This window comes from Caulobacter sp. LARHSG274 (assembly GCF_052871235.1).
The window spans coordinates 1-15,026 of the sequence record NZ_JBIXJO010000031.1; the positions used below are offsets into that span (position 1 = coordinate 1).

Below are 15,026 nucleotides of genomic sequence, written 5' to 3' on the forward strand. Positions count from 1 at the left end.
TGAGGCCCAGGGCGATGGATGGGCTGAACTCCAATCCGATGGCTCCCTCAAGGGCCAAATCTGCTTCCACGGCGGCGACGAAGCCAACTTCGTCGCCCAGCGCCAGACTTCTTCAACGGCCTGCTAGCTGAACACCTCGGCCTGCTTCTCGGGGCCCGCTCCGGACAGGCTGCGGTAGGCGACCGCCGCGGGGGCGTAGATCACCGCGTTGAGCACCGCCCCCAGGCCGGAGGCCAGGACCAGGTAGAGCGTCCGGGCCGGGCTGAAATAGGCCGGTATCGAGCTGAAGTCCGGGCGGGCGAGCTCGCTGATCGTCCGCCCCGCGTCGCCACCCATGAAGGCGAAGGTCACGCCGCCATAGATCGCCAGCATGACCAGATAGATCGGGATCACCAGCAGGATGACTAGCAGGTAGCAGCCCAGCAGCTTCCAGAACCGGCCCTTGGTCAGCCGCCAGGAGTCGAACACCCGCAGCCGCCGCTCGGCGAAGGTCATCACCCCGGCCAGCGACAGCCGCACCGCGAAGAACACCAGTCCGGCCAGCAGCGCCAGATAGCTGACCAGCACCACCAGCACGACGCCGACCATGCCGCTGGCGCTCGACCCGCCATGTCCCAGGCCCGCCACCCCGACGGCGACCCCGACCAGGACCATCGGGATCATCAGGGCGATGGTCAGGCCCGTGAACACCAGCCCCATGATCACCGACAGCAGCATCAGCCGCAGCTCGTCGCCGCCGAGCCGCAGGCGCGTGGCCGGCGCCTCGTCCGGACGCAGCACGGCGCGATAGACCCCCGCGCCCAGGACCGAGGCCATGACGATGGCGCCGAGGATGGCGACCGCCTCGCCGGTCAGCAGGCCGGTCAGGACCTGCGGCGTCATCGTCCCGGCGGCCGGGCCGCTCATGAAGCGGCCGAAACCCGACATCGCCATCGCTATGCTGTAGACGACGCCGAAGGCCAGGGTCGCCAGCGCCCAGACCGCGACGACCTTCGGCTCGCGCCGCACCAGCCGGAAGCCCTCATAGGCGGCGTCCGTCACCTTGAAATCCATGTCGCCCATCCCCCAACTTGAGCCGCATCCTGGCGTTGCACGGGCAGGTTGACAAGCGGCGATCCCTGCCGCTCGGGCCTGGAAACTCGGATGAGCAGGGTCAAAGGTGAGCGACGGCGTCCTGGAGCGTTCACCGACCAATATCAAACGGCTTTGATTTCGATCGTTTCGCCCTCGCTTTTTGAACCGTCATCCCGGGCCTCTGTGCCCGGGATCCATGGTTCAGCCGACGGGGAGACGCCTTGGCGCGCCTGCGTGCTACTTCGCTGCCCTTGCAGCGGACAAATGGGTCCCGGGCACGAGGCCCGGGATGACGGCGTTGGGATGGGAACGTCCGGATTCAAGGCCCATTGGCAGGGTCAAGGGTGAGCGACGAACAGCCTAGGCCAGTTGACGAATTTCCCGAAGGAGCTGCTCGACTTCCAGAAAGGACATTGTCCTTTGACTCCAGTTTCCGGGCTCATTGAAACCGAAGCCTTCTTCCCATCGTTCGTGGTTAGCCCCATCGATCGGGAAGAGTATCTCGTCGCCTGTTTCGACCCGATAATTCGGCGCCTTGCCGCCGCCTGTTATGCCTAGTCGCAGACAGACATCGGGACGATTTTTCAGCTCCCTGCGTAGAACGTGCAGAGCCTTCGCCACAAATGTCTTCTGGTCGATCAGCGTCGTGCGCAGGTCTCGCAACGTGACATCCTTTGGCAGCGTCATTGACCATCCCCCAACCTTCTGAACAGTAACTCCATCCTGGCGATCACCCAGACCGCGTCCACCGATCTCGCCGGAAGCCCCCTACCCGAACGTATCCAGCACGTCCCGGCCGCGCAGCTGGGCGTAGATGGTCGGGGGCGGGGCGAAGACGATCAGCAGGACCAGGATCGACAGCAGGCCCGAGAACAGCGAGCGCACGATGCCGGCGGGCGTGAAGAAGGCCGCCAGCGAGGTCAGGTCGGGATTGAAGGCGTCGCCCATCGCCGCCAGGCCGCCGCCGAAGGCCGCCCCGATCACGGCGATGATCACCAGCAGCAGCAGATAGACGACCAGGGCCAGGACCAGGGCGACCAGATAGGCGCCCAGCAGCGGCCAGAACCGGCCCTTGGTCAGGGCCCACGAGCCCTTGATGTTGATCCTGCCGGTGTCGAAGGTCAGGGCCCCGGCGAAGGACAGCCGCACGGCCAGCACCAGCATCAGCCCGGCCATGGCCAGGCCGGTCAGCACGCCCAGGGCCACGCCCAGGGCGGCGCCGCCGAGGCCCGCCCCGATCGCGCCGATGATCACCGAGACCACCACTGCCCCGAAATAGGCGGCCAGCAGGATCAGGTTGACCAGGATCAGCACGGCCGCCTGGCGCAGTTCGTCGGCCCCCAGCCGCAGATAGGCGCCGGCGCTGTCCTGCGGCCGCAGCACCAGCCGGTTCACCCCGGCCAGCAACACCGAATAGATCACCAGGCTGTAGGCCGCCGAGATCAGGAACAGCGGGCCCATGCCCTCCATCGCCTTCAGGGTGGCCTGGGGGTCGGTGCTGGGCTCGGCGCTGAGCTCCATCATCGTCGTCAGCTGGGGGCCGGCCACCTTGATGGTGATGACGCTGACCACGAAGGAGGCGATGGTCATCAGCGCCGCCCAGACGGCCACCGTCTTCAGGTGCTCACGCACCAGACGAAAGCCCGACAGCGAGGCGTCGGTGGCCGAGAACTGTTCCATGACGCCGCTTACCGCCTCCACAAACCTTGGCCACGCCTAACAAGGTTCGGGCCGTCGCGACAGTCCCGCCTTCGGAATTCCGAGCCCGGCCCGATCCGCCTCGGGTCGAAAACGCGGCCGGGGCTTCCAACGTTTGTTTGAAACCGTTCGCGGTCAGGCGGCCGGGGCCAGCTCGCTGGCGTGCAGGTCGTAATAGGCCCGGGCCGGGGCGGCGGTCAGGATCACCATCTGGATGGTGAAGAAGAACGGCGCCAGCAACAGGTTGGCGAGACCCGTCAGGGCCAGCATGACGATGTTGGCCGCGCCCCCCGACAGGCCCAGGATCAGGCCGGCGACCACCGTCTGGGCCACGCTGACCAGGATGGTGATCACGAAGGCCAGGGCGTACATCCACAGCAGGTGCCAGAAGTGGTGGTCGGTCAGGGTCCAGGTCCGCCGCAGGTCGAGCTTGCCCTCGGCGAAGGTGGTGATCGACAGCAGCGACAGGCGAATGCCGAACCAGATCGACAGCCCGGCCACGGCGATCGCGCCCAGCACCTCCACCCAGCGGTTGGTCTCGACCGCGCCCAGGCTGATCAGCCCCGCGCCGATCAGCACCAGCACGGCGCTGGGTAGGGCGGTGACGACCAGAGCCACCACCCAGCCGACCAGGGCGACGACGAACTGCCGCGCCTCCTCCGCGCCGATCCGGATATAGGCCATGCGCCGATCGGCGGGCCGCACCACGGCGCGCATGATGGCCACGGTGATCACCGACTGCAGGGCCACGGCGAAGGCGATCAGCGGCAGCAGCGTGCCCTTGCGCCGGGCGACGATGTCGACCAGCTCGCGCAGGTCGTTGGTCCGCGCCAGCAGGGCCAGGTCGGCGCGCACGGTGCCGCCGAAGGCGAAGGCCACCACCAGGCCCAGCACCACCAGCATGGCGAAATAGCAGGCGGCCCAGGCCAGCACGACCAGCGGCTTGCGACGTGTGATGCGAAGGCCCTCGAGAGCGGCGGTCACGGGCGAGAAGGTGGTCATGGCCGGAGGGTTCCAAAGGTCGGGGCGGCCTGGCGTCGATAGACCTCGACCAGGGCCGCGGTCCAGACCGGGATCAGGTAGAAGAACAACAGCACCAGGCTGGCCAGCGCTGGCAGCGACGACGGCTCGGCCAGGCCGGCGACCGCCCGCAGATAGCCGAGCGCCGCCGTCACGATCACCGCCGGGGCGGCCAGGACCAGGCCGGCGGCCAGCAGGGTCAGGACCGTGCCGCGGGTCAGGCTGAAGGCGCTGAGCACCTGGACGCGGCCGGCGGCGATGGTCGCGGCCGGGGCCAGGGCCAAGCGCAGGCCGATCCAGGCCAGCAGCGCCAGCGAGGCCAGGGGCGCCAAGCTGGCCAGGATTCCGCCCGGTCCGGACAGCGCCGCCCGCCAGGCCTGCAGCGAGGTGGCGTCGAAGTCCGGCGCGGCCGAGCGGGCCACGCCCAGGGCGACCGCCCCGACCACCACGAACATCACCGCCGCCACCACCGTCATCACCACGGCGATCAGCAGCTGGACGGCCAGCAGCCGCCACTCCTCGCGCCCCCAGCGCAGGCCGTTCCAGCCCCGGGGCCCGTCGAAGGCGGCGCGGTAGAGCGCGCCATAGGCCAGGGTGGCGGCGACGAACTCGAAGGCCGGGCCGAGGAACGCCAGGGACGGCGGCAGGGCGCGCGGCAGCAGGCTGAGCCCGGCGCCGGCGACCAGCGCCGCCCCGCAGCCCCGCACCCCCGGCCCCCATCCGGCCAGCCCGGCGCGAACGGTGCGTCCGATCGCCGGCGATCCCTCGCTCATCCAGCCCCTCACTTGGTCGCGACCCGCGCGAACCCGGCGTCGGCCGGGAGTCTAAGCGGTTCGCCCCCGGCTTGGCGACGAGTCGCGCCGGCTGTCACGCCGAATTTCGCCGGGCGTGGCCCTGGCGCCGCGCCCGTTTCAGGCCTGGCTGGCGCCGGAGGCCGCCAGTTCCTGATAGGCCTTGGCCCAGGGGGCGCAGACCAGGGCCATGGCGAAGCCGGACAGCAGGGACAGCACAACGGCCGCGATCGCCGCCAGCGGCCAGAACGCGTTCAGCCAGGCCTGCGGCGGCTGGCCGCTCAGGCCGTCGACCATGGCCTTGATCCCCGACCAGGAGCCCAGGGCCGCAACGCCGAGGACCGCATAGAGCACCAGCTCCAGCGCCGTCAGGATCAGCACCACCAGCACCGCCATGCCGAACAGCCGCCAGCCCTGGCCGCGCGTGAAGGCCCAGGATTCGAACAGCAGGAACTTGCCCTCGACGAAACTCATCGGCCCCGCCATCGACAGGCGCAGCACGCCCCAGACCAGGGCGCCGATCGCCGTCAGGACCAGCACGGCGATCAGCAGGCCGGCGACCAGCTTGCCGGCGTCTCCCGCCGCCGAGCCGGCCAGGAAGACGATCGCGCCGAGGATGAAGCCGACCAGCAGCACCGCGAAATAGGCCATCATGAACAGCACGACCTGGACCAGGGTCACCAGGGCCAGCCACAGCTCCGCCTTGCCCAGGCGCAGATAGGCCCAGCGCTTCTGGTCCGGTTCGAGCACGGCGCGGAACACCGCCCCGGCCACCACCGCCTTGACCAGCGTCCCGCCGACCAGGCTGATCAGGTTGACGCCCATCATGCTGGACTGCAGCCGGATCATTTGCGCCATGATCACCGGGTCGGCGGCGTCCGACGACGTCGAGCCCGCCGTGGGCATGATCTTGAAGATCTCGATGAACTGCGGGATCAGCGCCCACATCAGGCCGACCATCGGCGCGACCAGGGCCACCAGGAACACCAGCCCCCAGGCCAGCGCCGCCAGCGGCGCGCGGCCGATGACCCCGAAGCCGGCCGTCGCCGCGTCCGTCGCCGAAAAGCTCGCCATGTACTTCCCCCGATGCGCGCCGCGCGTGCGCCCGGCGATTCCTCGCGCCAGCCTACACGCAGGTTTCGCCGCGCGACAGGCGGAGGTATGAGGGCGCCATGAACGCTTCCCCTCCTTCCGTCGCGCCCATCCACGTCATCGGCGGCGGCCTGGCCGGCTCCGAGGCCGCCTGGCAGATCGCCCAGGCCGGCGTACCGGTCGTCCTGCATGAGATGCGGCGCGACCTGCCCTCAAGCAGCGAAGCGATAGGGCAAACTAAAATCCGCACCGACGCGCACCACACCGACGGCCTGGCCGAGATGGTCTGCTCCAACTCGTTCCGCTCCGACGACTGGCAGTTCAACGCCGTGGGCCTGTTGCACGCCGAGATGCGCCGCTGCGGCTCGCTGATCATGTCGGCCGCCGACCAGCACCAGGTGCCGGCCGGCGGGGCCCTGGCCGTGGACCGCGACGGCTTCTCGGCCGAGGTCACCCGCCGCATCCAGGCCCACCCGCTGATCACCCTCGCCCGCGAGGAGATCGCCGGCCTGCCGCCGGAGGACTGGGACAGCGTCGTGGTCGCCACCGGCCCCCTGACCTCCCCCGCCCTGGCCGAGGCGATCCTGCAGCTCAGCGGCGAAGGCCAGCTTAGCTTCTTCGACGCCATCGCCCCGATCGTCCATCTCGAGTCGATTGATATGGACATCGCCTGGCGCCAGTCGCGCTACGACAAGGAAGGCCCCGGCGGCGACGCGGCGGCCTATATCAACTGCCCGATGGACAAGGCTCGGTACGAGGCCTTCATCGACGCCCTGCTCGACGGCCCCAAGGCCGAGTTCAAGGACTGGGAGCACGTGCCCTATTTCGACGGCTGCCTGCCGATCGAGGTGATGGCCGAGCGCGGCCGCGAGACCCTGCGCCACGGGCCGATGAAGCCGGTCGGCCTGACCAATCCCCGCGACCCGCTGGTCAAGGCCCACGCCATCGTCCAACTGCGCCAGGACAACGCCCTGGGGACGCTGTGGAACATGGTCGGCTTCCAGACCAAGCTGAAGCACGGGGCCCAGGCCGAGGTGTTCCGGATGATCCCGGGCCTGCAGAACGCCCAGTTCGCCCGGCTCGGCGGCCTGCACCGCAACACCTTCATCAACAGCCCGCGCCTGCTGGACCGCTCCCTGCGGATGAAGGTCGCGCCGCGCCTGCGCTTCGCCGGCCAGATGACCGGGGTCGAGGGCTATGTCGAAAGCGCCGCCACCGGCCTGCTGGCCGGCCGCTTCGCCGCCGCCGAGCGCCTGGGCCGCCCGCTCGACGCCCCGCCCCCGACCACTGCCATGGGCGCCCTGGTCGATCACGTCACCGGCGGCCACCTCGAAGCCCCGGAGGGCAAGAGCACCTTCCAGCCGATGAACATCAACTACGGCCTGCTGCCGCCGATGGAGACCCCCAAGGTCGGCGACGACGGCGTCAAGATCCCGCTCAAGGAACGCGGCCGCGCCAAGAAGCGGCTGATGAGCCTGCGGGCGCTGAAGGATCTGGAGGCGTGGCTGGGCTAAACGGGCTTAAACGGGGACACACACTCGCGGCGACGCCTCGCCGGAACGACCCAGGCCGTTGGGCGAGTGTGTGTCCCCGTTTAACCACACTCCCGTTTAGAGCCTAGCCCGTTCAGGGCAGGACCCGCCGGCCGCTTCGCGCGTTCAAAGCCCCATGTCCGCCCCTCCCTGGCTCACCGACCTCGTGCTGCGCGTGGCCTGGGCGCCGCCGTGGGCGGTCAGCCTGGTGTTGATCCTGGTCGCGGTGCTGGCCGCCCTGTCCGTCCACTGGGCGATCGTGCGGGTGGTGCGGCGCTCCCTGGCCCAGGACGCCTTCTGGTCGGCCCTGGCGGTGCGCACCCGGCGGCCGACGCGGCTGGCCTTCATCGCCGCCGCCCTCAGCCTGGCCGTCGCCGCCGCGCCCCTGACCCCCGGCCAGGCGGCCACCGCCAAGACCGGCCTGCTGGTGCTGTTCATCCTGCTGATCGGCTGGATCGTGATGACAGCCCTCGACATCGGCGCGGCCCTGCACCTGCGGCGGTTCAAGATCGACGTCGAGGACAACCTGCTGGCTCGCAAGCACCTGACCCAGGTCAAGATCCTGCGCCGGGCCCTGTCGGTGGTGGTCGGAGTGGTGACGGTCGGCTTCGCCCTGATGGCCATTCCCGGCGTCAAGCAGTGGGGCGTCAGCCTGCTGGCGGCCGGCGGGGCGGCCAGCCTGATCGTCGGCCTTGCCCTGCAGCCGCTGCTGACCAACCTGATCGCCGGCATCCAGATCGCCGTCACCCAGCCGATCCGCCTCGACGACGCGGTGATCGTCGAGAAGGAGTGGGGCAATATCGAGGAGATCAACGCCACCTATGTGGTGGTGCGGCTGTGGGACTGGCGGCGGCTGGTGCTGCCGCTCAGCTACTTCATCCAGACCCCGTTCCAGAACTGGACCCGGGAATCAGCCGCGCTGATCGGCACAGCCATGCTCTATGTCGACCACACCGCCCCGATCGACCGGCTGCGCGCCAAGCTGGAGGAGATCGCCCGCGGCTCCAAGCTGTGGGACGGCAAGGTGGTCAATCTGGCGGTCACCGACATCACCGCTCAGGTGCTGGAGGTGCGCTGCCTGGTCAGCGCCCGCAACGCCCCGACCGCCTTCGACCTGCGCTGCGAGGTGCGCGAGAAGATGATGGCCTTCCTGCGCGACGAGCTGCCCGAGGCGCTGGCGCGGCAGCGGGTGGGCTTGGCGGAGAGCGCGCCGGACGAGGCGCCGCAAGCGGGCGCTGTCGCAAGCTAAGTAAGTGGTTTATGACTTATCGCTGGGCGCCGGTCGCACGGACTGGCGCGTGGCGATGCATCTGCCCTTGATCATCGGCCCGGCGCGGCTTCTCCATGGGAAGCGTCGCCGTCGGGCTGCTAGCAACGATGGCATGGCGGAGCGCGAGGGGAAAGACCGCGTGGTCGAAGACTTCGAGATCGGCGTGAGGGCCAAGGCGCGCTGCGACCTGATGGGCGCGGCGCCGTTCAGCGAGGCCGACGACATGCTGGTGCGCCGGTTCCTGACCCCCGCGCACGACGAGGCGCTGAAGACCCTGGCCTTCTGGATGGAAGCGGCCGGCATGAGCGCCCGCCGCGACGCGGCCGGCAATCTGGTCGGCCGTTACGAGGGCGAAACGCCGAACGCCACGGCCCTGCTGATCGGCTCGCACATCGACAGCGTCCGCAATGGCGGCCGCTATGACGGGGCGCTGGGGGTGATGCTGGGGATCGACCTGGTCGAGGCCCTGAACGCCGCCGGCCGCCGCCTGCCCTTCGCCGTCGAGGTGATCGCGTTCGGCGACGAGGAGGGCTCGCGCTTCCCCGCCTCGATGGCCTGCAGCCGCGCCGTCGCCGGCACGGTCGACCCGCGGGCGATGGAGATGACCGACGCCGACGGCGTTTCGCTGGCCGAGGCCTTCGCCGCCTTCGGCCTGGACCCCACCCGCCTGCAGGAGGCCGCCCGCCAGCCCGGCGAGGTCTTCGCCTTCCTGGAGGCCCATATCGAACAGGGCCCGGTGCTGGAGGCCGAGGGCCTGGCCCTGGGCGTGGTCACCGCCATCGCCGCCCAGAAGCGGCTGATGGTGCGGTTCACCGGCCTGGCCGGCCACGCCGGCACCACGCCGATGAGCCTGCGCAAGGACCCTGGCCCCGCCGCCGCCGAGGCAATCCTGGCCTTGGAGCGGATCTGTTCAGGGGGCGAGGACGGCCTGGTCGGCACGGTCGGCCGGATCACCGCCCTGCCCGGGGCCTTCAACGTCATCCCCGGCGCGGTCGAGTTTTCGATGGACGTCCGCTCCGAGGTCGCCGCCACCCGCGACGCCGCCGTCGTGGCGGTGACCGCGCAGATCGAGGCCATCGCCGCCCGGCGCGGGCTTGAGGCCTCGGTCACCCTGATGCAGGACCTGGCCGCCAGCCCCTGCGATCCCGGCCTGACCGCCTTGCTCGAAGACGCCGTCGACGCCGTCGGCCAGGCGCCGCGCCGCCTGCCCAGCGGGGCCGGCCACGACGCCATGGTCATCGCCGACCTCTGCCCCACCGCCATGCTGTTCATCCGCTGCGAAGGCGGGATCAGCCACAACCCGCGCGAGGCGGTCACCGAGGCCGACTGCGCCTTGGCGGCTGAGGCGATGCTGGGGTTCGTCGAACGGCTGGCGGCGCGAAATCCTCGTCCTTCGACAAGCTCAGGATGAGGATTTCGAATGCGATCGCAGCCTGACGCCCGACGCCTCCCTAGCCCTCATCCTGAGCTTGTCGAAGGACGAGGGCGACCCCACGAACGAACGACGAAGACCACCTCATGACCACCAATGCCTTCGGCGAACTCGACCACCCCGCCCGCCTGCTGATGGGGCCCGGCCCCATCAACGTCCATCCGCGTGTGCTGCGGGCGATGTCGGTGCAGCTGCTGGGCCAGTTCGACCCGGAATTCACCGGCTATATGAACGAGACCATGGCGCTGTACCGGCAGGTGTTCCAGACGGAGAACCGCTGGACCTTTCTGATCGACGGCACCTCCCGCGCCGCCATCGAGGCGGCCCTGGTCTCGACCCTGGCCCCGGGCGACGACGTGGTGGTGGTCAACGCCGGGCGCTTTGGCCTGCTGCTGTCGGAGATCGCGCAGCGCTGCGACGCCAAGGTGACCACGGTCGAGGGCGAATGGGGCCAGGTGGTCGATCCCCAGGCGGTCGAGGACGCGGTCCGGCGCGTGCGCCCGCGCCTGGTGGCCTGCGTGCATGGCGACACCTCGACGACCATGGCCCAGCCGATCGAGACGATCGGCGAGATCTGCCGCCGCCATGAGGCCCTGCTCTATGTCGACGCCACCGCCACGATCGGCGGCATGAGCGTGCCGGTCGACGCCTGGCAGGCCGACATCGTCACCGGCGGCCTGCAGAAGTGCCTGGGCGGCCCCTCCGGCTCGGGGCCGATCACCATTTCCGACCGCGCCGCCGAGCACATCTTCGGCCGCCGCCACGTCGAGGCCGGGATCGCGACGGCCGGCGCGGACAAGGGAAACGGCCGCCGCATCGCCTCCAACTATTTCGACCTGGCGATGATCATGGACTACTGGTCCGACAAGCGGCTGAACCACCACACCGAGGCCGCCTCGATGCTCTATGCGGCCCGCGAATGCGCCCGAGTGGTGCTGGAGGAAGGGCTGGAGGCCCGCTTCGCCCGCCACGCCCAGGCCGGAGCGGCGGTGGTCGCCGGGGTCGAGGCCCTGGGTCTGGCAGTCTATGGCGACAAGGCCCACAAGATGACCAATGTCACCGCCGTGATCGCCCCGGCCGGCGTCGACTACGACCGGGTCAAGGCCCGCATGCGCACCGACTTCGAGATCGAGATCGGCGCCGCCTTCGGCCCCCTGGCCGGCAAGGTCTGGCGGATCGGGGCGATGGGCGTCAACGCCCGCAAGCACGCGGTGCTGACCACCCTGGCGGCCCTGGAGGCGGTGCTGCGCGGCGAGGGCTTTAGGTTCACGGCCGGGGCCGGGGTCGACGCGGCGCTGGCGGTGTTCGCATGAGCCCGCCCTACCCCCGCGACCTCGTCGGCTACGGCGAGACCCCGCCGCACGCCCAGTGGCCGAACGGCGCCCGCGTGGCCGTGCAGTTCGTGCTCAACTACGAGGAAGGCGCCGAGCGCTCGGTATTGCATGGCGATCCCCAGGCCGAGCACTTCCTGTCGGAGATGGTCGGGGCCCAGCCGATCCCCGACATGCGGCACATGTCGATGGAGAGCCTCTACGAATACGGCGCGCGCGCCGGGTTCTGGCGCATCCGCCGCCTGTTCGAGGAGTTCGGCTTCCCGCTGACCGTCTACGCCGTCGCCCAGGCCCTGGAGCGCAACCCGCGCGTGGTCGAGGCGATGCAGAACTACGGCTGGGAGATCGCCAGCCACGGCTATCGCTGGATCGACTACCAGCACTTCCCCGAGGACCTGGAGCGCGAGCACATCGCCCGGGCCATCGAGATCCACACCCGCCTGACCGGCGAGCGGCCGCTGGGCTGGTACCAGGGCCGCACCAGCCCCAACACCGCCCGCCTGGTCGCCGAAGAGGGCGGCTTCGTCTACGACGCCGACAGCTACGCCGACGACCTGCCCTACTGGGACGACCAGCACGGCAAGCCGCAGTTGATCGTGCCCTATACGCTGGACGCCAACGACATGCGCTTCGCCGCGCCGCAGGGCTTCAACAGCGGCGACCAGTTCTTCGCCTATCTGCGCGACAGCTTCGACGCCCTCTATCTGGAGGGCGAGACGGCGCCGAAGATGATGAGCGTCGGCCTGCACTGCCGCATCGTCGGCAAGCCCGGCCGGATCATGGCCCTGCGCCGCTTCCTCGAACACGTGGCCAAGCACGACAAGGTCTGGGTGGCCCGGCGGATCGAGATCGCCAACCACTGGATCAAGACCCATCCGTATCAGGGGGGTGCGAGATGATCCCTTCTTCTTTTCAACCGTCATTCCCGCCCTTGTGGCGGGAACCCCTCTATCCGCCGCAGGTGCGGAGGGGTGGCGCGCCGGCGCGCCATGGCCCTTCACCGTCGGCTGAACCAGGGGTTCCCGCCACAAGGGCGGGAATGACGAAAATATTGGGAATGCCGGCCGCTGACGGAGCCGTCATATGAGCGCCCCGCCCCTGACCCTGGCCGACCTGAACCGGATGAACCGCACTGGCTTCGCCACCGCCCTGGGCTTCGCCTTCGAGCTGTCGCCGTGGGTGGTCGAGCGGGCCTATGACGCCGCGCCGTTCGCCAGCCTCGAGGCCCTGCATGCGGCGATGATGGCGGTGCTGGAGGCCTCGCCGCAGGCCGACAAGCTGTCGCTGATCCGCGCCCACCCCGAGCTGGCCGGCAAGGCGGCGATCGCCAAGACCCTGACCGCCGAGAGCACCGCCGAGCAGGCCAGCGCGGGCCTCGACCGGCTGACGGCCGAGGAGTTCGCGCGCTTCCACGCCCTCAACGCCGCCTATGGCGAGCGCTTCGGCTTCCCGTTCATCATCGCCGTGCGTCTGAACGACAAGACCTCGATCCTGGCCGCCATGCAGGCGCGCCTTTCCAACGACCCGGCCGCCGAGGTCGCCGAGGCGATCCGGCAGATCGGCCTGATCAGCAAGCTTCGGCTGCAAGACGCGGTGGCGACCTAGGATGGACTACGACGTCACGACCTGGCTGAACCTCTGCCTGCGCTGGCTGCACGTGATCGCCGGGGTCGCCTGGATCGGCGCCTCGTTCTATTTCGTCTGGCTGGACAACAACCTGCGCCCGCCCGCCCCTGAAAGGAACGGCGTCAAGGGCGAGCTGTGGGCGGTGCACGGCGGCGGCTTCTACCATTCGCAGAAGTACATGGTCGCCCCGGCCCACATGCCCGACCACCTGCACTGGTTCAAGTGGGAGGCCTACACCACCTGGCTCAGCGGCTTCGCCCTGCTGATCGTGCTCTACTATGTCGGCGCGCCGGTCTATCTGATCGACGCCAGCAGGCACGCCTTCAGCCAGGCCGGCGCGATCGCCACGGGCCTGGCCTTCATCTTCGGCGGCCTGCTGGTCTACGAGGCTCTGTGCCGCTCGCCGCTGGGCCAGAAGCCGCGGCTGTTCGGCCTGGCTTGGTTCCTGGCCCTGGCCGGGGCGGCCTACGCCCTGACCCGTCTGTTCAGCGACCGCGGGGCCTTCATCCATGTCGGGGCGATCATCGGCACGGCCATGGTCGGCAACGTCTTCCTGGTGATCATTCCCAACCAGCGCCGGATCGTCGCCGACATGCTGGCAGGCCGCCCGGTCGACCCGCGCCTGGGGGCGATGGGCAAGCAGCGCTCGGTGCACAACAACTACATGACCCTGCCGGTCATCTTCATCATGATCAGCAACCACTATCCGGTGGTCACCGGCCATCCGCTGGCCTGGCTGCTGCTGGCGATGATCAGCCTGGGTGGGGTGTCGATCCGCCACTTCTTCAACCTGCGCCACCATGGGATCATCCGGCACGAGTTCCTGTTCATCGGCGCCATGCTGGTGTTCGCCGTCAGCATCGTCGCCAGCCACAGGCCCAAGCCGCCGGAGGTGGCCTCCGACGTGCCGTTCGCCACCGCCCAGGCCATCGTCCAGAAGCACTGCGTGATGTGCCACAGCGCCGCGCCGACCCACAAAGGCTTCACCGCCCCGCCGAACGGCGCGGCCTTCGACACCCCGGCCGGCATGGCCCGCTACGCGCCGCGCATCCGCGAGCGGGCGGTCGACAGCGCCAGCATGCCGCTGGGCAATGAAACCCACATCACCGACGCGGAACGCGCCCAGCTGGGCGCCTGGATCAAGGCGGGAGCAAAGACCCAGTGACCACCGTGCTAGAGCCCCCCTCGGACGCCCCGGCCGACGACGCCGCCCCGGCCCCGCGCCGGCGCAACGCCGAGCGCACCCGCAAGGCCATCCTGGCCGCGGCGCTGAAGGAGTTCTCGGCCGCGGGCTACGCCGGCGCGCGGATCGAGAAGATCGTCAAGGCCGCCAAGTGCAACATCCGCATGCTCTATCACTATTTCGGCGACAAGAAGGGCCTCTACCTGGCGGTGCTGGAGGCCGCCTATGAGGACCTGCGCGGCCGCGAAGCCGAGCTGAAGATCGACTTCGACCGACCGCTGGAGGGCTTCTTCGCCCTGCAGCGCTTCACCTTCGATTATTTCGAGAAGAACCCGCGCATCGACGGCCTGCTGCGCAACGAGAACCTGCTGCAGGGCAAGTTCGTCTCGCAGTCACGCAAGGTCACCGAGACCGCCTTCCCGCTGCGCCGGACCATCGAGCGTCTGATCGAGAGCGGCCAGAAGCAGGGCCTGTTCCGCGACCATCTCGACCCGGTCCAGATCTATGTGACCATCGCCGCCATGAGCCGCTTCCACCTGGCCAACGGCTATTCGCTGTCGGTGACCCTGGACACCGACATGAGCCAGGCCGAATGGCGGCGAGAGCGGCTGGCCCATGCGCTGGAGCTGCTGGAGGGGTATCTGACGAAGGGGAAGTAACCCCAAATTCCTTCCGGACGGGGTGAACGCGCAGCGTTCTTCTCATCGACAGCTCGGCAGCGAGACGGCGCAGGCGCCGAAGTCGTCGAGACAGACGATGTGAACTTCTGGTCCCGTTCGGGCCGCACGCCACACCCTTGCCGCGTTAGACCCGCAGGCCGCAAAGCCCGTCGGTGATCGCCGCAGAGAGCGCGGCCGCGCCCGCCAGGCCCAAGGCCCAAGGCCCACAGGCGGTCCGCGAGCTCGCGGCGAACGCCATGCGCGAGCGGCACCTGGGTCCCCTCCAGGACGCGCTCGAGACGGGAAATGATCTGCCGC

General features: G+C 69.5%; 14 protein-coding genes and 1 pseudogene. 9 read left to right on the forward strand and 6 right to left on the reverse strand.

Going from position 1 to position 15,026, the window contains the following annotated elements:
- Nucleotides 1-123: 123 nt before the first annotated feature.
- The 6 genes from ACIPQB_RS25275 to ACIPQB_RS25300 all read right to left on the reverse strand — a co-directional run bounded on the left by ACIPQB_RS25275 (nt 124) and on the right by ACIPQB_RS25300 (nt 5,657).
- Nucleotides 124-1,053, reverse strand: a complete 930-nt coding sequence (locus tag ACIPQB_RS25275) for a hypothetical protein (protein WP_446488011.1) — start codon at nt 1,051-1,053, stop codon at nt 124-126.
- Nucleotides 1,054-1,434: 381 nt separating this feature from the next.
- Nucleotides 1,435-1,761, reverse strand: a complete 327-nt coding sequence (locus ACIPQB_RS25280) for a hypothetical protein (RefSeq protein ID WP_446488012.1) — start codon at nt 1,759-1,761, stop codon at nt 1,435-1,437.
- Nucleotides 1,762-1,842: 81 nt separating this feature from the next.
- Complete coding sequence (locus ACIPQB_RS25285) at nt 1,843-2,754, reverse strand: hypothetical protein (protein ID WP_446488013.1); 912 nt, start codon at nt 2,752-2,754, stop codon at nt 1,843-1,845.
- A gap of 153 nt (nt 2,755-2,907) precedes the next feature.
- The gene (locus tag ACIPQB_RS25290; RefSeq protein ID WP_446488014.1) at nt 2,908-3,774 is read right to left on the reverse strand and encodes a hypothetical protein; all 867 of its coding nucleotides are present in this window, start codon (nt 3,772-3,774) and stop codon (nt 2,908-2,910) included.
- Nucleotides 3,771-4,565 carry a hypothetical protein gene (locus ACIPQB_RS25295; protein ID WP_446488015.1) on the reverse strand — a complete coding sequence of 265 codons (795 nt, stop codon included), beginning with the start codon at nt 4,563-4,565 and terminating at the stop codon, nt 3,771-3,773. Before ACIPQB_RS25295 ends, ACIPQB_RS25290 begins: the two co-directional genes overlap by 4 nt.
- Before the next feature lie 138 nt (nt 4,566-4,703).
- Nucleotides 4,704-5,657: a hypothetical protein gene (locus ACIPQB_RS25300; RefSeq protein WP_446488016.1), complete on the reverse strand. Its 954-nt coding sequence runs from the start codon at nt 5,655-5,657 to the stop codon at nt 4,704-4,706.
- Between the two features lie 98 nt (nt 5,658-5,755).
- Here ACIPQB_RS25300 and trmFO point away from each other — a divergent pair, with 98 nt between their 5' ends.
- The 9 genes and pseudogenes from trmFO to ACIPQB_RS25345 all read left to right on the forward strand — a co-directional run bounded on the left by trmFO (nt 5,756) and on the right by ACIPQB_RS25345 (nt 14,708).
- A complete protein-coding gene (trmFO, locus tag ACIPQB_RS25305; protein ID WP_446488017.1) occupies nt 5,756-7,189 on the forward strand; it encodes a methylenetetrahydrofolate--tRNA-(uracil(54)-C(5))-methyltransferase (FADH(2)-oxidizing) TrmFO in 1,434 nt (477 codons plus the stop codon).
- Between the two features lie 154 nt (nt 7,190-7,343).
- The gene (locus ACIPQB_RS25310) at nt 7,344-8,456 is read left to right on the forward strand and encodes a mechanosensitive ion channel family protein (protein ID WP_446488018.1); all 1,113 of its coding nucleotides are present in this window, start codon (nt 7,344-7,346) and stop codon (nt 8,454-8,456) included.
- A 133-nt stretch (nt 8,457-8,589) separates the two neighbouring features.
- Nucleotides 8,590-9,888: an allantoate amidohydrolase gene (locus ACIPQB_RS25315; protein ID WP_446488019.1), complete on the forward strand. Its 1,299-nt coding sequence runs from the start codon at nt 8,590-8,592 to the stop codon at nt 9,886-9,888.
- Nucleotides 9,818-9,966 (forward strand): annotated as a pseudogene (locus ACIPQB_RS25320) (hypothetical protein); the annotation flags it as partial. The gene ACIPQB_RS25315 and the pseudogene ACIPQB_RS25320, both read left to right, overlap by 71 nt.
- 29 nt (nt 9,967-9,995) lie before the next feature.
- Nucleotides 9,996-11,222, forward strand: coding sequence for a pyridoxal-phosphate-dependent aminotransferase family protein (locus ACIPQB_RS25325; RefSeq protein ID WP_446488020.1), 1,227 nt, complete (start codon nt 9,996-9,998; stop codon nt 11,220-11,222).
- Nucleotides 11,219-12,139, forward strand: coding sequence for an allantoinase PuuE (gene puuE, locus ACIPQB_RS25330; protein ID WP_446488021.1), 921 nt, complete (start codon nt 11,219-11,221; stop codon nt 12,137-12,139). The genes ACIPQB_RS25325 and puuE overlap by 4 nt, the downstream gene beginning before the upstream one ends.
- Nucleotides 12,140-12,323: 184 nt before the next feature.
- Entirely contained in the window at nt 12,324-12,845 is a 522-nt protein-coding gene (gene uraD, locus ACIPQB_RS25335) for a 2-oxo-4-hydroxy-4-carboxy-5-ureidoimidazoline decarboxylase (RefSeq protein ID WP_446488022.1), read from the forward strand.
- A gap of 1 nt (nt 12,846) precedes the next feature.
- Nucleotides 12,847-14,031 (forward strand): urate hydroxylase PuuD, encoded by a 1,185-nt coding sequence (locus ACIPQB_RS25340; RefSeq protein ID WP_446488023.1) that lies wholly within the window; start codon nt 12,847-12,849, stop codon nt 14,029-14,031.
- A complete protein-coding gene (locus tag ACIPQB_RS25345) occupies nt 14,028-14,708 on the forward strand; it encodes a TetR/AcrR family transcriptional regulator (protein ID WP_446488024.1) in 681 nt (226 codons plus the stop codon). The genes ACIPQB_RS25340 and ACIPQB_RS25345 overlap by 4 nt, the downstream gene beginning before the upstream one ends.
- The last annotated feature ends 318 nt before the right edge of the window (nt 14,709-15,026 follow it).

Excerpts from the sequence above, each read along its gene's own strand:
- ACIPQB_RS25315 (WP_446488019.1), top strand. The coding sequence starts at position 8,590 with ATGGCGGAGCGCGAGGGGAAAGACCGCGTGGTCGAAGACTTCGAGATC.
- uraD (WP_446488022.1), top strand. The coding sequence starts at position 12,324 with ATGAGCGCCCCGCCCCTGACCCTGGCCGACCTGAACCGGATGAACCGC.
- ACIPQB_RS25310 (WP_446488018.1), top strand. The coding sequence starts at position 7,344 with ATGTCCGCCCCTCCCTGGCTCACCGACCTCGTGCTGCGCGTGGCCTGG.
- puuE (WP_446488021.1), top strand. The coding sequence starts at position 11,219 with ATGAGCCCGCCCTACCCCCGCGACCTCGTCGGCTACGGCGAGACCCCG.
- ACIPQB_RS25280 (WP_446488012.1), bottom strand. The coding sequence starts at position 1,761 with ATGACGCTGCCAAAGGATGTCACGTTGCGAGACCTGCGCACGACGCTG.
- ACIPQB_RS25295 (WP_446488015.1), bottom strand. The coding sequence starts at position 4,565 with ATGAGCGAGGGATCGCCGGCGATCGGACGCACCGTTCGCGCCGGGCTG.
- ACIPQB_RS25325 (WP_446488020.1), top strand. The coding sequence starts at position 9,996 with ATGACCACCAATGCCTTCGGCGAACTCGACCACCCCGCCCGCCTGCTG.
- ACIPQB_RS25340 (WP_446488023.1), top strand. The coding sequence starts at position 12,847 with ATGGACTACGACGTCACGACCTGGCTGAACCTCTGCCTGCGCTGGCTG.
- ACIPQB_RS25275 (WP_446488011.1), bottom strand. The coding sequence starts at position 1,053 with ATGGATTTCAAGGTGACGGACGCCGCCTATGAGGGCTTCCGGCTGGTG.
- trmFO (WP_446488017.1), top strand. The coding sequence starts at position 5,756 with ATGAACGCTTCCCCTCCTTCCGTCGCGCCCATCCACGTCATCGGCGGC.
- ACIPQB_RS25285 (WP_446488013.1), bottom strand. The coding sequence starts at position 2,754 with ATGGAACAGTTCTCGGCCACCGACGCCTCGCTGTCGGGCTTTCGTCTG.
- ACIPQB_RS25290 (WP_446488014.1), bottom strand. The coding sequence starts at position 3,774 with ATGACCACCTTCTCGCCCGTGACCGCCGCTCTCGAGGGCCTTCGCATC.
- ACIPQB_RS25300 (WP_446488016.1), bottom strand. The coding sequence starts at position 5,657 with ATGGCGAGCTTTTCGGCGACGGACGCGGCGACGGCCGGCTTCGGGGTC.